General features: G+C 70.4%; 15 protein-coding genes, 1 rRNA gene, 1 pseudogene and 2 riboswitches. Of the genes and pseudogenes, 14 read left to right on the top strand and 3 right to left on the bottom strand.

Annotated elements, in window-relative coordinates; all coding sequences use genetic code 11:
• The first annotated feature begins 51 nt into the window (after window positions 1-51).
• The 11 genes and pseudogenes from rrf (at window position 52) to VT50_RS27805 (ending at window position 11334) form a co-directional block, all read left to right on the top strand.
• Window positions 52-168: ribosomal RNA gene (rrf, locus tag VT50_RS27755) — 5S ribosomal RNA — on the top strand.
• 148 nt (window positions 169-316) lie between these two features.
• Entirely contained in the window at window positions 317-925 is a 609-nt protein-coding gene (clsA, locus tag VT50_RS27760) for a cardiolipin synthase ClsA (protein ID WP_046086998.1), read from the top strand.
• 114 nt (window positions 926-1039) lie between these two features.
• Entirely contained in the window at window positions 1040-3535 is a 2496-nt protein-coding gene (locus tag VT50_RS27765; RefSeq protein WP_046086997.1) for a mannose-1-phosphate guanyltransferase, read from the top strand.
• Between the two features lie 116 nt (window positions 3536-3651).
• Window positions 3652-4578 carry a DUF881 domain-containing protein gene (locus VT50_RS27770; RefSeq protein WP_046086996.1) on the top strand — a complete coding sequence of 309 codons (927 nt, stop codon included), beginning with the start codon at window positions 3652-3654 and terminating at the stop codon, window positions 4576-4578.
• Window positions 4575-4907 carry a small basic family protein gene (locus VT50_RS27775; RefSeq protein ID WP_014058688.1) on the top strand — a complete coding sequence of 111 codons (333 nt, stop codon included), beginning with the start codon at window positions 4575-4577 and terminating at the stop codon, window positions 4905-4907. Before VT50_RS27770 ends, VT50_RS27775 begins: the two co-directional genes overlap by 4 nt.
• A gap of 401 nt (window positions 4908-5308) precedes the next feature.
• Entirely contained in the window at window positions 5309-6409 is a 1101-nt protein-coding gene (locus VT50_RS27780) for a DUF881 domain-containing protein (RefSeq protein ID WP_075200390.1), read from the top strand.
• A gap of 130 nt (window positions 6410-6539) precedes the next feature.
• Entirely contained in the window at window positions 6540-7367 is an 828-nt protein-coding gene (locus VT50_RS27785) for an FHA domain-containing protein (RefSeq protein WP_420822232.1), read from the top strand.
• Between the two features lie 17 nt (window positions 7368-7384).
• Complete coding sequence (gene ftsR / locus VT50_RS27790; protein ID WP_046086994.1) at window positions 7385-8137, top strand: transcriptional regulator FtsR; 753 nt, start codon at window positions 7385-7387, stop codon at window positions 8135-8137.
• A 52-nt stretch (window positions 8138-8189) separates the two neighbouring features.
• The gene (locus VT50_RS27795) at window positions 8190-8663 is read left to right on the top strand and encodes a bifunctional nuclease family protein (protein WP_014058684.1); all 474 of its coding nucleotides are present in this window, start codon (window positions 8190-8192) and stop codon (window positions 8661-8663) included.
• Between the two features lie 167 nt (window positions 8664-8830).
• Window positions 8831-9458, top strand: a pseudogene (locus VT50_RS27800) (MerR family transcriptional regulator).
• 85 nt (window positions 9459-9543) lie between these two features.
• Window positions 9544-11334, top strand: a complete 1791-nt coding sequence (locus tag VT50_RS27805) for a DNA polymerase IV (protein WP_078840755.1) — start codon at window positions 9544-9546, stop codon at window positions 11332-11334.
• Here VT50_RS27805 and VT50_RS27810 read toward each other — a convergent pair.
• On the bottom strand, window positions 11324-11653 hold the full coding sequence (locus VT50_RS27810; RefSeq protein WP_370467186.1) for a PRC-barrel domain-containing protein: 330 nt from the start codon (window positions 11651-11653) through the stop codon (window positions 11324-11326). The two genes, VT50_RS27805 and VT50_RS27810, sit on opposite strands and share 11 nt — an antisense overlap.
• Before the next feature lie 145 nt (window positions 11654-11798).
• Window positions 11799-11896, top strand: a riboswitch (glycine riboswitch).
• 1 nt (window position 11897) lies between these two features.
• Window positions 11898-12021: riboswitch (glycine riboswitch) on the top strand.
• Window positions 12022-12086: 65 nt separating this feature from the next.
• On the opposite strand from VT50_RS27810, the gene gcvP reads away from it, so the two are divergent.
• A complete protein-coding gene (gcvP, locus tag VT50_RS27815) occupies window positions 12087-15002 on the top strand; it encodes an aminomethyl-transferring glycine dehydrogenase (RefSeq protein WP_046086992.1) in 2916 nt (971 codons plus the stop codon).
• A 103-nt stretch (window positions 15003-15105) separates the two neighbouring features.
• Here the strand turns inward: gcvP and VT50_RS27820 are convergent, their stop codons facing one another.
• Window positions 15106-15312 (bottom strand): DUF5999 family protein, encoded by a 207-nt coding sequence (locus VT50_RS27820; RefSeq protein WP_037964925.1) that lies wholly within the window; start codon window positions 15310-15312, stop codon window positions 15106-15108.
• A 266-nt stretch (window positions 15313-15578) separates the two neighbouring features.
• Window positions 15579-16166: a hypothetical protein gene (locus tag VT50_RS27825; protein WP_046086991.1), complete on the bottom strand. Its 588-nt coding sequence runs from the start codon at window positions 16164-16166 to the stop codon at window positions 15579-15581.
• Between the two features lie 447 nt (window positions 16167-16613).
• Here VT50_RS27825 and VT50_RS27830 point away from each other — a divergent pair, with 447 nt between their 5' ends.
• Together VT50_RS27830 and VT50_RS27835 are read left to right on the top strand one after the other, a co-directional pair.
• Window positions 16614-18116: a glutamate-cysteine ligase family protein gene (locus VT50_RS27830; RefSeq protein ID WP_046086990.1), complete on the top strand. Its 1503-nt coding sequence runs from the start codon at window positions 16614-16616 to the stop codon at window positions 18114-18116.
• Between the two features lie 75 nt (window positions 18117-18191).
• On the top strand, window positions 18192-19004 hold the full coding sequence (locus tag VT50_RS27835; protein ID WP_206269491.1) for a CPBP family intramembrane glutamic endopeptidase: 813 nt from the start codon (window positions 18192-18194) through the stop codon (window positions 19002-19004).
• The last annotated feature ends 86 nt before the right edge of the window (window positions 19005-19090 follow it).

Below are 19090 nucleotides of genomic sequence, written 5' to 3' on the forward strand. Positions count from 1 at the left end.
GTCCCGTTGGTGGGTGTGTGGGTGGGGTCCGGTTCATGTGTTTCGTAGTGTTTCGGTGGTCATTGCGTTAGGGAAACGCCCGGTTACATTCCGAACCCGGAAGCTAAGCCTTTCAGCGCCGATGGTACTGCAGGGGGGACCCTGTGGGAGAGTAGGACGCCGCCGAAGAATTCTTCAAAAGACCCCGGTGGGAAATCTTTTCCCACCGGGGTCTTTTTTGTTTTCCATGTCCGCTACGCCCCGGTGCGGGGCCTGTGCGGGTCTACCGGTAGAGTCATAGGGCATCATCGGCCTGTTTCTCACGGGAGGCTCCCGGGTGGAGGTACAGGAGACACGCGTCCAGACGGACCGTGTGCTCACCATCCCGAACATCCTCAGCGCGGCGCGCCTCGTCGGCGTACCGCTTTTTCTTTGGCTGATCCTCCGGCCCGAGTTCGGCGAGCCCAACGGCGACGGCTGGGCGCTGCTGGTGCTGGCGCTGAGCGGTATCAGCGACTATCTCGACGGGAAGCTGGCCCGCCGCTGGAACCAGATCAGCAAGCTCGGCCGCCTTCTCGACCCGGCGGCCGACCGCCTCTACATACTGTCGACCCTTGTCGGCCTCACCTGGCGCGAGATCTTGCCCCTCTGGCTCACCGCGGCCCTTCTCGCGCGAGAGTTGGTCCTGCTGGTGATGGTGGGCATCCTCCGGCGCCATGGCTATCCGCCGCCGCAGGTGAACTTCCTCGGCAAGGCGGCCACCTTCAACCTGATGTATGCCTTCCCGTTGCTCCTTCTGAGTGAGGGAAGTGGCTGGCTTCACACGACCGCTGCTATTTTCGGATGGGCGTTCGCTGGATGGGGTACAACACTCTATTGGTGGGCAGGAGTCCTCTACGTGGTTCAGGTCCGCCGACTCGTCAGGGCGGACACCGCGGCCGACTGAGCTCGCCGTAGCGGCGTCCATAGAGGCCGGGGCCCGTGGCGACTTCAGGTGTAAGGGCCATCGGGCGTGCGCGGTCGGCATGACCGTCGTCTCTTCAAGGAGGACGCTTCCGATATGAAGGCCGTCGTGATGGCAGGGGGCGAGGGGACTCGTCTGCGCCCGATGACCTCGACCATGCCCAAACCGCTGCTGCCCGTGGCCAACCGGCCGATCATGGAACATGTGCTGCGGCTGCTCAAGCGGCATGGTCTCAGCGAGACCGTGGTGACAGTCCAGTTCCTCGCCTCCCTGGTCAAGAACTACTTCGGTGACGGCGAGGAGCTCGACATGGAGCTCACGTACGCGAATGAGGAGAAGCCACTCGGCACCGCCGGAAGTGTCAAGAACGCGGAGGAAGCACTCAAGGACGACACGTTCCTTGTGATCTCGGGCGATGCCCTCACGGATTTCGACCTCACGGATCTGATCGATTTCCATAAGGAAAAGGGTGCCCTTGTCACCGTCTGCTTGACCCGTGTTCCCAATCCGCTCGAGTTCGGTATCACCATCGTCGACGAGGGCGGACAGGTCGAGCGCTTCCTGGAGAAGCCCACCTGGGGCCAGGTTTTCTCGGATACCGTCAACACCGGCATCTATGTCATGGAGCCTGAGGTCTTCGACTATGTCGATCCCGATGTCCCGGTCGACTGGTCCGGAGATGTCTTCCCCCAGCTGATGAAGGAGGGCAAGCCCATCTTCGGCTATGTCGCCGAGGGCTACTGGGAGGACGTCGGCACCCATGAGAGCTATGTGAAGGCCCAGGCGGACGTTCTCGAGGGCAAGGTCGACGTCGAGCTCGACGGATTCGAGATCTCGCCCGGCGTATGGGTCGCCGAAGGGGCGGATGTGCATCCGGAGGCCGTGCTCCGCGGTCCGCTCTATATCGGCGACTACGCCAAGGTGGAGGCCGGTGCCGAAATCCGTGAGCACACCGTCGTCGGCTCCAATGTCGTCGTCAAGAGCGGCGCCTTCCTCCACAAGGCGGTGGTGCACGACAATGTGTATGTCGGCCAGCAGAGCAATCTGCGCGGCTGCGTCATCGGCAAGAACACCGACATCATGCGCGCCGCCCGGATCGAGGACGGGGCCGTCATCGGCGATGAGTGCCTGATCGGCGAGGAATCGATCGTCCAGGGCAATGTCCGGGTCTATCCGTTCAAGACCATCGAGGCGGGCGCGTTCGTCAACACCTCGGTGATCTGGGAGTCCCGCGGACAGGCGCATCTGTTCGGCGCCCGTGGCGTATCCGGCATCCTCAATGTGGAGATCACCCCGGAGCTCGCGGTGCGGCTCGCCGGGGCGTACGCCACGACCCTCAAGAAGGGCTCCACCGTCACCACGGCGCGTGACCACTCCAGGGGCGCGCGGGCGCTGAAGCGGGCGATGATCTCCGCCCTGCAGACCAGCGCCATCGACGTGAGGGACCTGGAGAACGTGCCGCTGCCGGTGGCCCGCCAGCAGACCGCGCGCGGCAGCGCCGGCGGCTTCATGATCCGTACCTCGCCCGGGGTGCCCGACTCGGTCGACATCATGTTCTTCGACGAGCGCGGCGCCGATCTCTCCGCGGGCGGTCAGCGGAAGCTGGACCGGGTGTACGCCCGTCAGGAGTACCGAAGGGCGTTCCCGGGCGAGATCGGCGACCTCAGCTTCCCGTCGAGCGTCTTCGACTCGTACACGGGCTCGCTGCTGCGCGCCGTGGACATCAGCGGCATCGCCGAATCCGGGCTGAAGGTCGTCGTGGACGCCGCCAACGGCAGCTCCGGGCTGGTGCTGCCCAGCCTGCTGGGCCGGCTCGGAGTGGACGCGCTGACCATCAACCCGGGCCTGAACGAGGCGCGTCCGACGGAGACCGCCGACGCCCGCCGGTCGGGGCTGGCCCGGCTCGGTGAGATCGTCGCCTCGGCGCGTGCCGCGTTCGGGGTGCGGTTCGATCCGGTCGGTGAGCGGTTCTCGCTCGTCGACGAGCGCGGCCGCATCGTGGAGGACGACCGGGCGCTGCTGGTGATGCTGGACCTGGTGGCCGCGGAGCGGCGGAGCGGGCGGGTGGCGCTTCCGGTGACCACGACCCGTATCGCCGAGCAGGTGGCGGCGTACCACGGTACACAGGTGGAGTGGACGACCACCGCGGCGGACGATCTCACCCGGGTCGCCAGGTCGGAGTCCACCATCTTCGGGGGCGACGGGCGCGGCGGGTTCATCATCCCCGAGTTCAGCAGCGTCTTCGATGGTACGGCCGCGTTCGTCCGGCTGATCGGGCTGGTGGCGCGCACTCAGCTGACGCTGAGCCAGATCGACGCGCGGATTCCGCGTGCGCATGTCCAGCGGCGCGATCTGGCCACGCCCTGGGCGGTCAAGGGCCTGGTCATGCGGCATGTGGTGGAGGCCGCGGGGGACCGTTCCGTGGACACCACCGACGGGGTGCGGGTCGTGGAGACCGACGGGCGGTGGGTCATGGTGCTGCCCGACCCGGCCGAGGCGGTCACCCATCTGTGGGCGGAGGGCCCGGACGACGCGTCCGCGCAGGCCCTGCTGGATGAGTGGGCGAGCGTCGTGGACAGCGCGGGCCGCTGATCCAGGGGCCGCCCGGGCACGTCCGAGCGCGTGGGGCCGCCGTCCCGAGGTCCCGGATTCGGCACGCCGGAGGGGCCATTCGGTGGCGGCGGCCCCCACGTGCGACGATGTGCGGCATGTCGCAGCAGCCCCCCGTTCGGAGCACAGCATCGCCGAGCCCGCGCCCGCGCCTCGACGCGTCCATGTCGCTGCTGACCAATGTGATGGACCACAGCCTCGACGACGGCTACGCGGAGGCCGCAGCGCGGCGCGGGGAGACCGGTCGCTCGGGCCTTCCGCGCACCGTACGGGCCAAATTGGGGCTGGCCTTCGGTCTTGTCCTGGTCGCGGTCGTCATCACGATCGGCGCCGCGGAGGCACGGATATCGGCGCCGACGCTGGCCAAGGAGCGGGGAGAACTGATCGACCGCATCGAGACGGGGAACTCGAACGCGGACAAGCTCGCCCGGAGCGTGGACACGCTCCGGGGCGAGGTCGGGGAGAAGCAGCGGCAGGCGCTGGAGAAGGACGGCGGGGCCAAGGCCGATCTGGTGGCGCTGCTTTCGGGGGCCAACGAGGTGACGGGCCCCGGGGTGAAGCTGGTGGTCGACGACGCCAAGGACGCGGCGAGCAGCGGCGGGGGACCGCGGGAGAGCGCCGACTTCTCCGACACCGGCCGGGTGCGCGACCACGATATGCAGCGTGTCGTCAACGGCCTGTGGGAGTCCGGCGCGGAGGCCGTCTCGATCAACGGGCAGCGGCTGACGGCGCTCTCGGCGATCAGGGCCGCGGGAGACGCCATACTGGTCGACAACAAGCCGCTGGCGCCGCCCTATACGGTGCTCGCGGTGGGGGACGGGCAGCGGCTGAGCACCGCTTTCCAGAACAGTGCGGACGGACAGTACCTGCATGTGCTGCAGCAGAACTATGACATCCGTACGAGCATTTCCGCCCAGGACTCGCTCCGGCTACCGGCCGCGCCGAGCCTGATCGTACGCACCGCGGAACCGATAGCCGGTGGCTCCGGCAAGGGTGACGCCGACACAGGGAAGGGCACATCGTGATCGCCGTATTGGGGCTCATCGTGGGAGTCGTGGTGGGACTTGTGGTCCGACCCGTGGTGCCGACGGTGGTCGAGCCCTATCTGCCGATCGCCGTCGTGGCGGCGCTCGACGCGGTCTTCGGGGGCTTCCGGGCGATGCTGGACGGGATCTTCGACGACAAGGTCTTCGTCGTATCGTTCCTGTCCAATGTGGTGGTGGCCGCGCTGATCGTCTTCCTCGGTGACAAGCTGGGCGTCGGTGCCCAGCTGTCGACGGGAGTCGTGGTCGTGCTCGGCATCCGGATCTTCTCCAACGCGGCCGCGATCCGCCGCCATGTGTTCCGGGCGTGAGGCCGATGACGACCGATGACACTCCGGAGACGCCCGAGCGGGCGGAGTCGACCGAAAGCCGACGGCAGGCCGACACGCCGCGACAGCCGTCCGTTGACACGCCGCACCAGCCGGCCGACACGCCGTACCAGTCCGCCGACACGCCGCCGCAGCAGCCGTCCGACACGCCGCGCCCCTTGGCCGACACGCCGCGGGCGGCCGAGAGGGACGCCAAGGCCGAGCAGCCGGAGAGGGCGGCCGGACAAGCGGAGCGGGCCGAAACGCCCGGGGACGCCGCCGAGCGGCCCCAGTGGTCGCCCGAGCCGCCGCGCCGCCCGCAGGAGACGCCCGAGCGGCCCGCAGACCCTGGGGAGCCCCGCGGGCGGGCCGAGCTGGAGCGGGCCGAACCGAAGCGGGGCGAGCTGGAGCGGGCCAAGCCCCAGCGGCCATCGGCCGCCGGACCGCCGCGCCCGCCCACCCCGTCGGAACCGCCGCGCCCGGGCACCCCGTCGCCCGCCCGGAAGCCCGAGCGCCGTGACGCACCCGCGGCGCGCCCGGGCAGGCCCGCCACGCCCCCGCCGGGCGGCTTCAAGGACCTCGCGCTGCGGACGCCCCTGCCCAAGGCCGTGCTGCCCGAGGCCCTGCCGCCGCAGGCCCAGGGCCGACCCGTCGCGGCGGACACGCCCGGGACGCGTGGCGAGGGCTCCGGGCTCGCCGACGGGTCCCGGGGCGGCCCCGGAGAGCGCGTGGGGCCCGCCCCCGGCCCCGGGGACCCGGGCGCGGATCAGCGGTCGGAGGGTGCCCTGACCGGACGCCAGCGGCTGCTGAAGGGCGTATGGCCGCCGCGGCTCACCCGTGCCCAGCTGATCGTCGCCCTGCTGCTCTTCGGCCTCGGCCTGGGCCTGGCCATCCAGGTGCGTTCGACCAACGAGAACAGCGTGCTGCGAGGCGCCCGGCAGGAGGACCTGGTCCGGATTCTCGACGAGCTGGACTCGCGCACCCAGCGGCTCCAGGACGAGAAGCGCCGCCTGGAGAACCAGCGCACCGAACTGGAGAACAGCTCGGACCAGGCGGAGGAGGCCCGGAAGCAGACGCTCCAGAAGGAGCAGCAGCTGGGCGTGCTCGCGGGTACGGTGGCAGCACAGGGTCCTGGTATCACGATCACCATCGACGACTCCCGGGGCTCCGTGGAGTCGGACATGCTGCTCGACACCGTCCAGGAGCTGCGCGCGGCGGGCGCCGAGGCGATCCAGATCGACGCGGTGCGCGTGGTCGCGGGCACCTACTTCTCGGACAGCGGTGGCGCGATCCAGATCGATGGACGGAAAGTGACGCGGCCGTATGTTGTGAAGGTGATCGGCAAGCCGGAAGATCTGGAGCCGGCCCTGAACATCCCCGGCGGGGTGGTGCAGAGCCTGGAGAAGGAGCAGGCCACTGTGTCCGTACGACGGGATAAGAAGATCGTTGTGGATGCCTTGCGATCGGCGAAGCGGCCTGACTACGCTCGGTCGTCATCACGGTGAGGCGGTTCGAAATGAGGGTCTCTCGGGGAGACCATGTGGACGCGGGGGGTCAACGCACCAGAAGATCCGCGCGTGATGGAAACTGTCTGGTGGTCACGGACGTTGTGAGGATGTCCGGACCGTCTGGTGTGTGCATCGAGGGTTTGTCCTGCCCCACGGGCGGGTCTGTTTCAGTCAAGGGGAATCGCCCGTGAAGTTGTTCGGGAAGTTGTTCGGTAAGAGTGCCCGCCAGGACGGCGGCAGCAGCACCGCTCGCCACCGCGCCTCGCGTGCCGCGGAGGAGAGCGGAGGGGGGACCGAGGAGCGCCCGCTCTTCCGTGACCAGGTCGGCGGGCCGGGCGCGTCTGTTGACCCCTCCGCGGCCGGGCCCATAGGTTCCGAGGACCCATCGGCCTCTCAGAGTGGTGGAGGGTTTGGCTTGCCGGTCTGTCAGCGGTGTGGCCACCGGAACGCGGAGGCCAGCCGGTTCTGTTCCAACTGCGGTGCCCCGCTGCGGGGCGGCGCCCCCTCCGAGCGTGCCTCGGAGACCACCTCCACCATTTCGATCTCGGGTCTTGAGGCGTACGACTCCGAGGCGACCGGGCAGACGCCGCTGCCGTCGCTCAGCCCGGAGGCGCAGGCCGCAGTCGAGGCGCTGCCCCTGGGGTCGGCGCTGCTGGTGGTCCGCCGCGGGCCGAATTCCGGCAGCCGCTTCCTGCTGGACAGTGATGTCACCACGGCGGGCCGTCACCCGCAGAGCGACATCTTCCTGGACGATGTGACGGTCTCCCGCCGCCATGTGGAGTTCCAGCGAGGCCAGGACAGCAGCTTCACCGTCTCGGACGTCGGCTCCCTCAACGGGACGTATGTCAACCGGGAGCAGATCGACGCGCCGGTGGTCCTCGCCAGTGGGGACGAGGTGCAGATCGGTAAGTACCGGCTGGTGTTCTACCCGAGCCAGCGGGGCGTCGGCATCTGACCCGTCAGGGGAGGTCCATGCTTCAGACACCGTCGGGCGGTGCCGATACCGGCACCGCCCCCACGGGCAGCCGCTCGATGAGCATCGGCACCGTGCTGAATCTGTTGCGGGACGAGTTCCCCGAGGTCACCATCTCCAAGATCCGCTTCTTGGAGTCGGAGGGGCTGGTGGAGCCGCGGCGCACGCCGTCCGGCTACCGCAAATTCAGCCAGCGGGACGTGGAGCGGCTCGGCCACATCCTCCGGATGCAGCGTGACCACTACCTGCCGCTCAAGGTCATCCGGGAGCACCTGGACGCCCTGGAGCGGGGCGAACCGCTGCAGCTTCCTGCCGCCTCGCAGGGAGCGCGGCAGCCCGGACCGCTCGACGGCGGTACCGACGCGGCCCCGGACGGCCCCACGGCCGCCCGCATCGGCCGTGCCGAGCTGCTGGCAGCGGCCGAGGTCAGCGAGGCGGAGCTGACCGCATGGGAGTCGTACGGGCTGCTCGCGCCGACCGCGGACGGCGGGTACGACATCGAGGCGGTGACCGTCGCCCGGCTCATCGCCGAGCTCGGTCGCTTCGGCCTGGAACCACGTCATCTGCGAATCATGAAAGCCTCCGCCGAGCGCGAGGCTGGAATGGTCGAGCAGGTGGTCGCTCCGCTGCGGTTGCATAGAAATCCGCAGACCAGAGCGCATGCGGAGACCAGTGTGCGGGAGCTCGCCACGCTCTCCGTACAGCTGCACGCGGCGCTGGTGCGGTCGGCGCTGAGGGTCCGGGAGCGGTGACCGACCGGGTCCCGACTATCCAAACCGGCCGGGCACGTCCTAGGGTTGCTGTGTGAACGAGCTCGACGTCGTGGGTGTCCGGGTGGAAATGCCCTCCAACCAACCGATCGTGCTCCTGCGTGAAGTGGGAGGCGACCGGTACCTCCCCATCTGGATCGGACCAGGTGAGGCGACCGCGATCGCCTTCGCTCAGCAGGGCATGGCTCCGGCGCGCCCGCTGACCCATGACCTTTTCAAGGACGTACTCGAAGCCGTCGGCCAGCAGCTCACGGAGGTCCGGATCACGGATCTGCGCGAGGGGGTCTTCTACGCGGAGCTGGTCTTCGCCAGCGGCGTGGAGGTCAGCGCCCGGCCGTCCGACGCCATAGCCCTCGCGCTGCGCACCGGAACGCCGATCTACGGCAGCGACGGCGTGCTGGACGACGCCGGTATCGCGATCCCGGACGAGCAGGAGGACGAGGTGGAGAAGTTCCGCGAGTTCCTCGACCAGATCTCGCCAGAGGACTTCGGAACCAGCAGCCAGTGAGCCGTATGCCGGTCCTCGCTCGCGCATTCGAGTAGCCTTTCCCGGACGAGGGACACGGGAAACCACTCTTAGGGTGATTATCACTCGGCGTGCCGAGTGTGGCGATCGTTGACGCACCCCGGGTGACTGCCTACCTTCAAGATGGCAGGTCGAGGACGGAGGTCGGCGTGAGAAGCAGCGGCGACGGCACGGCGGCCGGAGGTCCGTACCCGCTCCAGGGGAGCGCACCGGCCGATCCGGCAGTGGAGGCTCGGGTCGCGGCACAGGCCGCACCGCCGCGTGAGCCCGCCACGGGGGGGGACGGAGCGGATCGGATACCGCGGACCCACCGCGTGCGCGGCCGCGGGCATCACCTACCGCCAGCTGGACTACTGGGCCCGCACCGGGCTGGTGGAGCCGAGCGTCCGGCCCGCGTACGGCTCGGGCAGCCAGCGGCTCTACAGCTTCCGGGACGTGGTCGTCCTCAAGATCGTGAAGCGGCTGCTGGACACCGGCGTGTCGCTCCAGAACATCCGGGCGGCGGTGGCGCACCTGCGTGCCAGGGAGCTCGATGACCTGGCCCAGATGACGCTGATGAGCGATGGCGCGACCGTCTATGAGTGCACCTCGCCCGATGAGGTCGTGGACCTCCTCCAGGGCGGCCAGGGCGTCTTCGGGATCGCCGTGGGCGTCGTCTGGCGGGATGTCGAGAGCGCGCTGTCCCAGCTGCACGGCGAGCGGGTGGACACCGGCGAGACGCTGATCCGGCACAATCCGACCGACGAGCTGGCGGCGCGCCGCAACCGGGCGGGTTAGCACCGGCCCTTCCGCCGACGCCACTCGGTTCACCACCGCCCGTCGCGCCGCCCCATTGTCAGTGGTGTGCGGCAGCATCGGAGGTGTGAGGGGTGCGCCGACGATTCTCCATCTGGACATGGACGCCTTCTACGCCTCGGCGGAGCAGGCGGCCAAGCCCAGCCTGCGCGGGAAGCCGGTGATCGTAGGGGGCCTGGGTCCGCGTGGCGTGGTGGCCACGGCCTCCTATGAGGCCCGGGTGTTCGGGGTGCACTCGGCCATGGCGATGGCCCAGGCCCGCCGCCTGTGTCCGAACGCGGCGTTCCTGGTCCCCCGCTTCGCCCTCTACCGCACGGTGAGCGACGCGGTCATGGCCCTGCTGCACACGCTGTCGCCCCTGGTGGAGCCGCTGAGCCTGGACGAGGCGTTCGTCGATCTTGAGGCGGGCGGCACCGAGCCCACCGTGGAGGCGGCGCGCGCCGTGGCGGAGCGGCTGCGGGCCGACATACGGGCCGCCACCGGGCTGACCGGCTCGGTGGGGCTCGCCGGCTCCAAGATGCTCGCCAAGATCGGTTCGGAGCAGGCCAAGCCGGATGGTCTGGTGGTCATCGAGCCCGGGACGGAGCGCGATCTGCTCGGCCCGATGTCGGTGCGGATGCTCCCGGGCGTCGGCCCCGCCACGGCGGAGGCGCTGCGCCGGGCCGGGATCCACACCGTGGCCGAAACGCGGGAGGCGGGCGAGGCCGAGCTGGTGCGGCTGCTGGGCCGGGCCCACGGCGGGTCGCTGTTCCTGATGGCCGAGGGCCGGGACGAGCGGCCCGTCGTCGCCGAGCGGGACGCCAAGTCCATCTCGGTGGAGGACACCTTCGACGTCGACCTCACCGACCGCACCCGGGTGCAGCTGGAGATCGCTCGGCTCGCCGACCGCTGTGTGCGGCGGCTGCGCGAGGCGGGGCGCTCGGGGCGGACGGTCGTGGTCAAGGTGCGGCGGTACGACTTCTCCACGCTCACCCGTTCGGAGACCCTGCGCGGGCCGACCGACGACCCCGCGGTGGTGCGCGAGGCCGCGGCGCGGCTGATCGACGGGGTGGACACCACGGCGGGCGTGCGGCTGCTGGGGGTCGGCGTCAGCGGCCTGGCGGACTACACGCAGGAGGATCTCTTCGCCCAGGCCGCGCAAGCCGCGGAGGCCGCGGCAGGGGTTCAGGGCGCCGCCCAAGCCGCCCATGAGGCCCTGGGCGACGCGGGACGCCCGCCGGGCCCCGAGAGACCCGAGCTCGTGAGCGAGGGCGCGGGAGAGGCTTCTGAGGACGCTGAGAAGCCGCGCCGCTGGCTCCCGGGCTCCGATGTACGGCACGCCGAGTACGGGGCGGGCTGGGTGCAGGGGAGCGGAGTGGGCCGGGTGACCGTGCGCTTCGAGGAGCCGTGGTCACCCCCGGGCCGGGTGCGGACGTTCCCCGTCGACGACCCGTCGCTACAGCCCGCCGACCCATTGCCGCTGCTGCGCCCGCCCGCGAAAGCGGACCCGAAAGCGGACGGGCCCGAGGGCCCGGACCCGACCCCGGAGCAGGGGGAGACGCCGGACCCCGAGGCGGGCCGGGAGCTGGCCGTGGACCCAGACCAGGGCGGGGCCTCGGTCCCGCAGCCGGGCGAGGGCATGGCCCCGGGCCCGGAGGAGGAGGCCGGGGGCCGGGACGGGCCGACGCCGGGGGCCGGTGGGGTCGGGCCCGGGTGGGGGCGCGGGCAGTTCGGGGTCGTGGAGGAGGGCGAAGGCGCGGGTCCGGCCGCGGACTCGCGCCCGGGCCCGGAGGCGGCCGCGGATCCCGATACGGTTGCGGCCCTGGCTCCGGAGGAGCCCGCGGCCCCGGGTCCGGGCCGGGGTGGGGTCAGCCCGTGACGTCCAGGCCGTAGTGGTGGTAGAGCTGAAGCTCCTGCTCGGGGGAGAGGTGGCGGCCCACTCCGAAGTCCGGGGCGTCCTTGATCAGCGACCGGTCGTACGGCACCCGCAGGGTGTCGCCGACGACCTCGCTCGGTTCGAGCGGTACGAAGACGTCCCGGCTGAACAGTCCGGTGCGTACCGCCGCCCATTCGGGCTCGCCGGTCGCGTCGTCGAGATAGACCTCGTCCACGGTGCCGATCTTGGCGCCCTCGCGGTCGAATGCCTTGCGGCCGATCAGGGTCCGCGGGTCGATATCGGTCTGCACGCTCTCTCCCACAGGTGGCAAACAGATGACGAGCAAGTGACAAGTGCCCATTGGTACCTACTCGGTACCTACCAAAAGCCACATCGCCGCACTCGGCCACTCGAACGCCCGCGACCGTCCCCCGCGGCAGAACCGCTGGTACGCTGACGGTGGCTGCAGACCCCGTGCGGGAGAGTCCTCCGCCGACGCTGTCGGAGGCGCCGAAGGAGCAAACCCTCCCCGGAATCTCTCAGGCACACGTACCGTGCGGGTGAGGTCACTCTGGAAAGCAGGGTGGGCCACGGGCGAGCAGAGTTCCGGAACCCCTCCTCACCGACGGTGAAAACCGGTCAGGCGGTACACGGCCGGTGAAGCTCTCAGGTTGAGATGACAGAGGGGGAGGCCGTCCGGGCACCCGAGCCGCGGTGCCCCTCGTAGGTCGTCACAGACCAGGAGGCCCCCGCAGATGACCGCCAATCGCATCGCACTCTCCGACTTGGAATCTGGTACTCCGTTCGAGCGACGCCACATCGGCCCGGACGGCGAGGCCCAGGCCAAGATGCTCGCCCAGGTCGGCTTCGGCTCGCTGGACGAGCTCACCGAGGCCGCCGTACCGGACGTGATCAAGAGCACCGAGGCGCTGGACGCCCTGCCGTCGGCCCGCAGCGAGCCGGAGGTCCTCGCGGAGCTGCGCGCGCTCGCCGACCGCAACCAGGTACTGGCGTCGATGATCGGCCTCGGCTACTACGGCACCCACACCCCGCCGGTGATCCTGCGCAATGTGCTGGAGAACCCCGCCTGGTACACCGCGTACACGCCCTACCAGCCGGAGATCTCCCAGGGACGGCTCGAGGCGCTGCTGAACTTCCAGACCGTCGTGGCCGATCTGACCGGACTGCCCACGGCCGGTTCCTCGCTGCTGGACGAGGCCACCGCGGCAGCCGAGGCGATGGCGCTCTCGCGGCGGGTCGGCAAGGTCAAGGAGGGCGTCTTCCTGATCGACGCCGACTGTCTGCCGCAGACCGTCGCGGTCATACGGGCCCGCGCCGAGCCGACCGGTGTCGAGGTGGTCGTCGCCGACCTGGCCGAGGGCATTCCGGACGACATCGCCGAGCGCGGGGTCTTCGGCGTGCTGCTGCAGTACCCGGGCGCCTCCGGTGTGGTGCGCGATCCGCGCCCGGTCATCGAGCGCGCCCATGAGCTGGGCGCCGTCGTCACCGTCGCCGCCGATCTGCTCGCACTCACCCTGCTCACCCCGCCCGGTGAGCTGGGCGCGGACATCGCGGTGGGCAGCAGCCAGCGGTTCGGCGTCCCGATGGGCTTCGGCGGGCCGCACGCCGGTTTCATGGCGGTGCGCGACGCCTACGCCCGCAACCTGCCCGGCCGTCTGGTCGGGGTCTCGGTGGACGCCGACGGCGACAAGGCGTACCGGCTGGCGCTGCAGACCCGTGAGCAGCACATCCGCCGGGAGAAGGCCACCAGCAACATCTGCACCGCTCAGGTGCTGCTGGCCGTGATGGCCGGGATGTACGCCGTCTACCACGGCCCGGACGGGCTCGCGGCGATCGCCCGCCGCACCCACCGCTACGCCTCCGTGCTCGCCGAGGGGCTGCGGGCCGGTGGCGTCGAGGTGGTGCACGGCGCGTTCTTCGACACCCTCACCGCGCGGGTGCCCGGCCGGGCCGCCGAGGTCGTCGCCGCGGCCCGCGAGGCCGGGGTCAACCTCCGGCCGACCGACGCCGACCACGTCGGCATCGCCTGTGACGAGACCACCGGCCGCGCGCAGCTCGCCGCCGTATGGTCCGCCTTCGGGGTGGACGGCGGCAACGGCGAAGGCTCCGGGATCCCCGGGATCGACGAGCTGGACGCCTCGGCGCCGGACGCGCTGCCCGAGGGCCTGCTGCGCCACGACGGGTATCTGGCCCACCCGGTCTTCCACCAGCACCGCTCCGAGACCGCGATGCTGCGCTATCTGCGGCGCCTGGCCGACCGGGACTACGCCCTGGACCGGGGCATGATCCCGCTGGGCTCCTGCACCATGAAGCTCAACGCGACCGCCGAGATGGAGCCGGTCACCTGGCCGGAGTTCGGCGCGCTGCACCCCTTCGCACCGGCCGAGCAGGCCCAGGGCTATCTGACCCTGATCCGCGAGCTCGAGGAGCGGCTGGCCGAGGTCACCGGCTATGACAAGGTCTCGCTGCAGCCGAACGCCGGCTCCCAGGGCGAGCTCGCCGGACTGCTGGCGGTGCGCGCCTACCACCGGGCCAACGGGGACACCCAGCGCACCGTCTGTCTGATCCCGTCCTCCGCGCACGGCACCAACGCCGCCAGCGCCGTGATGGCCGGTATGAAGGTCGTCGTGGTCAAGACCGGCCAGGACGGCGAGGTGGACACCGACGACCTGCGCGCCAAGATCGAGCAGTACGGCGACCAGCTGGCCGTCCTGATGGTGACCTACCCCTCCACCCACGGGGTGTTCGAGGAGCACATCACCGAGATCTGCGCGACCGTGCACGACGCGGGCGGCCAGGTCTACGTGGACGGCGCCAACCTCAACGCGCTGGTCGGGCTCGCCGAGCCGGGCCGGTTCGGCGGCGATGTCTCACATCTGAACCTTCACAAGACCTTCTGCATCCCGCACGGCGGCGGCGGCCCCGGCGTCGGCCCGATCGCGGTGCGCGAGCACCTGGCGCCGTACCTCCCCAACCATCCGCTGCAGCCCGCCGCCGGACCGGCCACCGGCGTCGGCCCGGTCTCGGCCGCGCCGTGGGGCTCCGCCGGGATCCTGCCGATCTCCTGGGCGTACATCCGGCTGATGGGCGCCGAGGGGCTGCGGCGCGCGACCCAGGTCGCGGTGCTCGGCGCCAACTACGTCGCCAAGCGCCTGGAGCCGCACTACCCGGTGCTCTACACCGGCCCCGGCGGTCTGGTGGCACACGAGTGCATCGTGGATCTGCGTCCGCTGACCAAGGCCACCGGCGTGACCGTGGACGATGTGGCCAAGCGTCTGATCGACTACGGCTTCCACGCGCCGACGATGTCGTTCCCGGTGGCCGGGACGCTGATGATCGAGCCGACCGAGAGCGAGGACCTGGCCGAGCTGGACCGGTTCTGCCAGGCGATGATCGCCATTAGGGCCGAGATCGAAAAGGTCGGCTCCGGCGAGTGGGCCAAGGAGGACAATCCGCTGCGGAACGCCCCGCACACGGCGGCGTCACTGACCGCGGAGTGGGACCACCCGTACTCCCGGGAGGAGGCGGTCTTCCCGGCCGGGGTCTCGGCGGCCGACAAGTACTGGCCGCCGGTGCGGCGGATCGACGGGGCCTACGGGGACCGTAACCTCGTCTGCTCCTGCCCGCCGCTGGAGTCCTACGAGGGCTGAGGGGTCTTAAAGCCCTGCGACAGCCTTGCGACGCGTCAGTGGGGCCGGTTCGGCGGGAGCGCCGGGCCGGCCCCTGAGAGATACGTGCCGTCGACGGCGGTGGTCAGGCCGCGGTGACGACGTGCTCGGAACCCAGCGGTCGGCACGGTGCGATCACGCGCCCGTCCGGCAGCAGCTCACCGGTGTCCTCGAAGAGCAGGACACCGTTGCACAGCAGGCTCCATCCCTGCTCCGGGTGGTGCGCCACGAGATGGGCGGCCTCCCGGTCGGCTGAGTCGGCTGACGGGCAGGGTGGTTGATGCTGGCACATGACAGGGTTCTTTCGCTGCGGAGTGGTGAAGGTCCTGCGGCTCGCTGCGGCGTTCATGGCCGCCCCCCGTGGTTGTGAGTCGGTCGATTGCTCCAGTGTTGCCCTACGGCCTGGAATCCGCAGGGATTTCGCGGTACCGGTCTCGCTAGATAATGACGCATCACCCGTCCGGAGGGTTCACCGCGGCCGGACCTGTTACGAGGATGCTGCGGAGCGCCCCGTGACCCGGCGGTCACGGGGCGCTCCCCACCTGATGAAGGCCCAGGTCAGGCGGGTGAGCCAAGCAAGGGAGCCCGAGTCAGCCGATGGGTGAGGACGGGCAGCAGATCGGGTGCGCGGTGTGCCCGGTGGGCCGCGATACCGGGTGGCGCCGGGGCGAGCGGCACCAGCAGGTCCCCGGCGCCGAGGCCGCCTTCGGCGCCGTCCGCGGTCAGGTCGCCGTGCAGCCAGAGCGTGACCATATAGAGCTCGGGGATGGACAGCAGCCGCGGCTGGTACGCCGAGGGCAGCGACTCCGCCTCGCTCAGGGCGAGTTCGGCCGAGCTGACATAGGGGCCCTCGGAGAAGTGCGAGAAGGCCCAGCCGTCGGCGGTGAGCATCGCCTCGGCGGCGGCCACCGTACGGCCGCCGTCGCGGATCCGGAATCGCCAGCCGGTGAGCCGGGTGCGCGGCGGCCCGTCGGGGGCGGTGATGTCGTCCAGGACATGGACGGGGAGCGGTAGTTCGGGTTCGAGGGGGCCGGTGAGCGTGGAGAGCACGGGGGTGCGGGCCTCGCGGACGGCGGTGGGGGAATCAAGGGCCGTGAGGACGCTGCGCAGGGCGGGCGCGGGGGCCGGGGGCACATGCAGCGGCATGGTGGGTCGCCTCTCGCTTTGAAGACACGGTGAAGCGATAGCGGGCCGGGTTTGGGCGGCGCTGTCGGTGGAACACGGGTCAGAGGGGAGCCGGAACAGACCGTTCGGGCGTTATCTCTCTGCCTCGTTAGCCGAGTTTATACGACAAGTGTTCCCGCTGTGTTTCGTCTAGCCGCTGCCGATATCGCCGACAAGAGGATATCCAGACCCCGGGACGGCGGGGATTTTCCCCGATTCAGTGCCAGATGAACGGATATGACCTGGCATTTTGCGGCCCGCGCGGTAGGCTGGAACTCGCTGATCCATTTCCCCGGCGCAATGCGCGGCTCCCCAGAGCCTATCGACCGAGTCCGGATCGCGGGGCGTTATCGATCACATTGGTGGGCATCATCGAGCGTGGTGTACACACGGCTGGCGCCGATGATCCACTCGAGGAGGGACGCTTCGATGGGGGAGAAGCTCATAGCCGGTGAGTTCGACCCGTCCGGCCGGCGACGGCAGCGCGTCCGGCTGCGGCAGTGCCTCGACGGGCTGGGCCGGCTCCTGGCCGACGGGCGATTCGACCGCCCGAAGAATCTGATGGGGCTGGAGATCGAGCTGAATCTCGCCGGGGCCGACGGGCTGCCGAGGATGATGAACGCGGAGGTTCTGGAGCGCATCGGGAGCCATGATTTCCAGACCGAACTCGGGCAGTGCAATCTTGAAGTAAACATCGTGCCCCACCGTTTGCACGGACGCGTTCTCGATCAGCTCTCCGAAGAGCTGCGAACCGGGTTGTCATATGCCGACCGCAAGGCGCGGGAAGTGTCCTCCGAGATCGTGATGATCGGAATTCTGCCGACCCTCACCGCGGACGATCTGGGGTCCACGAACCTCTCCTATGACGACCGTTACAAACTTCTCAATGAGCAGATGCTGGCCGCCCGCGGCGAGGATTTCCTCATCGACATCGAGGGCCGGGAGCGGTTCACCTACGCCAGCTCCTCCATCGCCCCCGAGGCGGCCTGCACCTCCGTCCAGCTCCATCTCCAGGTCACCCCGGGTCGCTTCGCGGACGCGTGGAACGCGGCGCAGGCGGCGGCCGCCGCGCAGATCGCGGTGGGCGCCAACGCCCCCTTCGTCTTCGGTCACGAGGCGTGGCGCGAATCCCGGCCACCGCTGTTCCTCCAGGCCACCGATGTGCGCCCGCCGGAGATCGCCGCCCAGGGGGCGCGCCCGCGCACCTGGTTCGGCGAGCGCTGGATCGACTCCGCGTACGAGCTGTTCGAGGAGAATCTGCGCTACTTCCCGCCGCTGCTCTCCACCGGCGGGGACGAGGACCCGCTGCGGGTGCTGGACGAGGGCGGGGTGCCCGAGCTCCAGGAACTGGTACTGCACAACGGCACGATCTACCGCTGGAACCGGCCCGTCTACGACGTCGTGGACGGTGTGCCGCATCTGCGGGTGGAGAACCGCGTACTCCCGGCCGGACCCACCGTCACCGATGTCATCGCCAACGCCGCCTTCTACTACGGGCTGGTCAGGGCGCTCGCCGAGGAGTCCCGCCCGGTGTGGACCCGGCTGCCGTTCGCGGCCGCCACGGCCAACTTCGAGGCGGCCTGCCGGCATGGCATCGACGCGGTCCTGCAGTGGCCCAAATCCGGCCGTTCGGCGTCCCTGGCCCGCACCTCCGCCGTACGGCTGGTCCGCGAGGAGCTGCTGCCGCTCGCCGCGTCCGGCCTGGACTCCTGGGGCGTGGAGCCCGCCGACCGCGACCGCTATCTCGGGGTGATCGAGGAGCGCTGCAAGCTGGGGGTCAACGGGGCGTCCTGGCAGGCGGCCACCTACCACCGGGCGCTGGGCGCCGGGCTGGACCGGGACGCCGCCCTCGCGGCCGTGACCCGCCGCTACTGCGCGCTGATGCGGACCGACGCCCCGGTGCACACCTGGCCCACCGATCTCTCCGGGTGACCATCCCACCGTGCACCCTGACCCCGTATTGTCCGGTGAACGGGGCGGGTGCACGGACGAGGCGGAGAGACGGAAGTGGGGACAGGAGTGCGGTCACAGGCGCGGGGCGCGGAGTCGCCCGTGGTCGAGGACGGGCTCTCGCGGCGGACGCTGCGCGATGAGACGCTGCTCGTGCTGGCGCTGTCCCTGGGCGCGAGCGGGCTGTCCGCGCTGATCAGCTTTATCGGCTCGGTGACCAAACCGGGCGGGCTGAAGGACCAGGCCGCCAATCTCAACTCCTCCGCGGCGCCGGGGCGGCCCTGGCTGGATCTCGCCTGGCAGCTGTTCGGCATCACCACCGCGCTGGTGCCGGTCGCGCTGGTGGCCCATCTGCTGCTGCGGGAGGGCGCCGGGCTGCGGGCGATCGGCTTCGACCGCGACCGGCCCCGGTTCGACCTGGCGTGGGGCGCCGCGGTCGCGGCGGCGATCGGGGGCACGGGGCTGCTGCTGTACCTCGGGGCGCGGGCCGCCGGGGGCAACCTCACGGTGGTGCCCGAGTCGCTGCCCGACGTCTGGTGGAAGATCCCGGTGCTGATCGCCTCCGCGGTGCAGAACGCGGTGCTGGAGGAGGTGGTCGTGGTCGGCTATCTGCTGCGCAGGCTCGGGCAGTTGGGTTGGACCCCGATGGCCGCCCTGCTGGCCAGCTCGGTGCTGCGCGGCTCGTACCACCTCTACCAGGGGATCGGCGGCTTCTTCGGCAATCTGGCGATGGGGGTGGTCTTCGTGCTGCTCTACCGCCGCTGGGGGCGGGTCGGGCCGCTGGTCGCCGCCCATGCGCTGATCGACATCGTGGCCTTCGTCGGATACGCCGCGCTGGCGGGCCGGGTGGACTGGCTGCCCACGGCCTGACCCGCCGCCGTCCGGCGTGGGTGGACTGGCTGCCCACGGCCTGACCCGCCGCCGTCCGGCGTGGGTGGACTGGCTGCCCACGGCCT

The sequence above is a fragment of the Streptomyces antioxidans genome (genome assembly GCF_000968685.2).
GTDB classification, from domain to species: Bacteria; Actinomycetota; Actinomycetes; order Streptomycetales; family Streptomycetaceae; genus Streptomyces; species Streptomyces antioxidans.

Excerpts from the sequence above, each read along its gene's own strand:
- VT50_RS27825 (WP_046086991.1), bottom strand. The coding sequence starts at position 16,166 with ATGCCGCTGCATGTGCCCCCGGCCCCCGCGCCCGCCCTGCGCAGCGTC.
- VT50_RS27770 (WP_046086996.1), top strand. The coding sequence starts at position 3,652 with ATGTCGCAGCAGCCCCCCGTTCGGAGCACAGCATCGCCGAGCCCGCGC.
- VT50_RS27765 (WP_046086997.1), top strand. The coding sequence starts at position 1,040 with ATGAAGGCCGTCGTGATGGCAGGGGGCGAGGGGACTCGTCTGCGCCCG.
- VT50_RS27830 (WP_046086990.1), top strand. The coding sequence starts at position 16,614 with ATGGGGGAGAAGCTCATAGCCGGTGAGTTCGACCCGTCCGGCCGGCGA.
- VT50_RS27820 (WP_037964925.1), bottom strand. The coding sequence starts at position 15,312 with ATGTGCCAGCATCAACCACCCTGCCCGTCAGCCGACTCAGCCGACCGG.
- gcvP (WP_046086992.1), top strand. The coding sequence starts at position 12,087 with ATGACCGCCAATCGCATCGCACTCTCCGACTTGGAATCTGGTACTCCG.
- ftsR (WP_046086994.1), top strand. The coding sequence starts at position 7,385 with ATGCTTCAGACACCGTCGGGCGGTGCCGATACCGGCACCGCCCCCACG.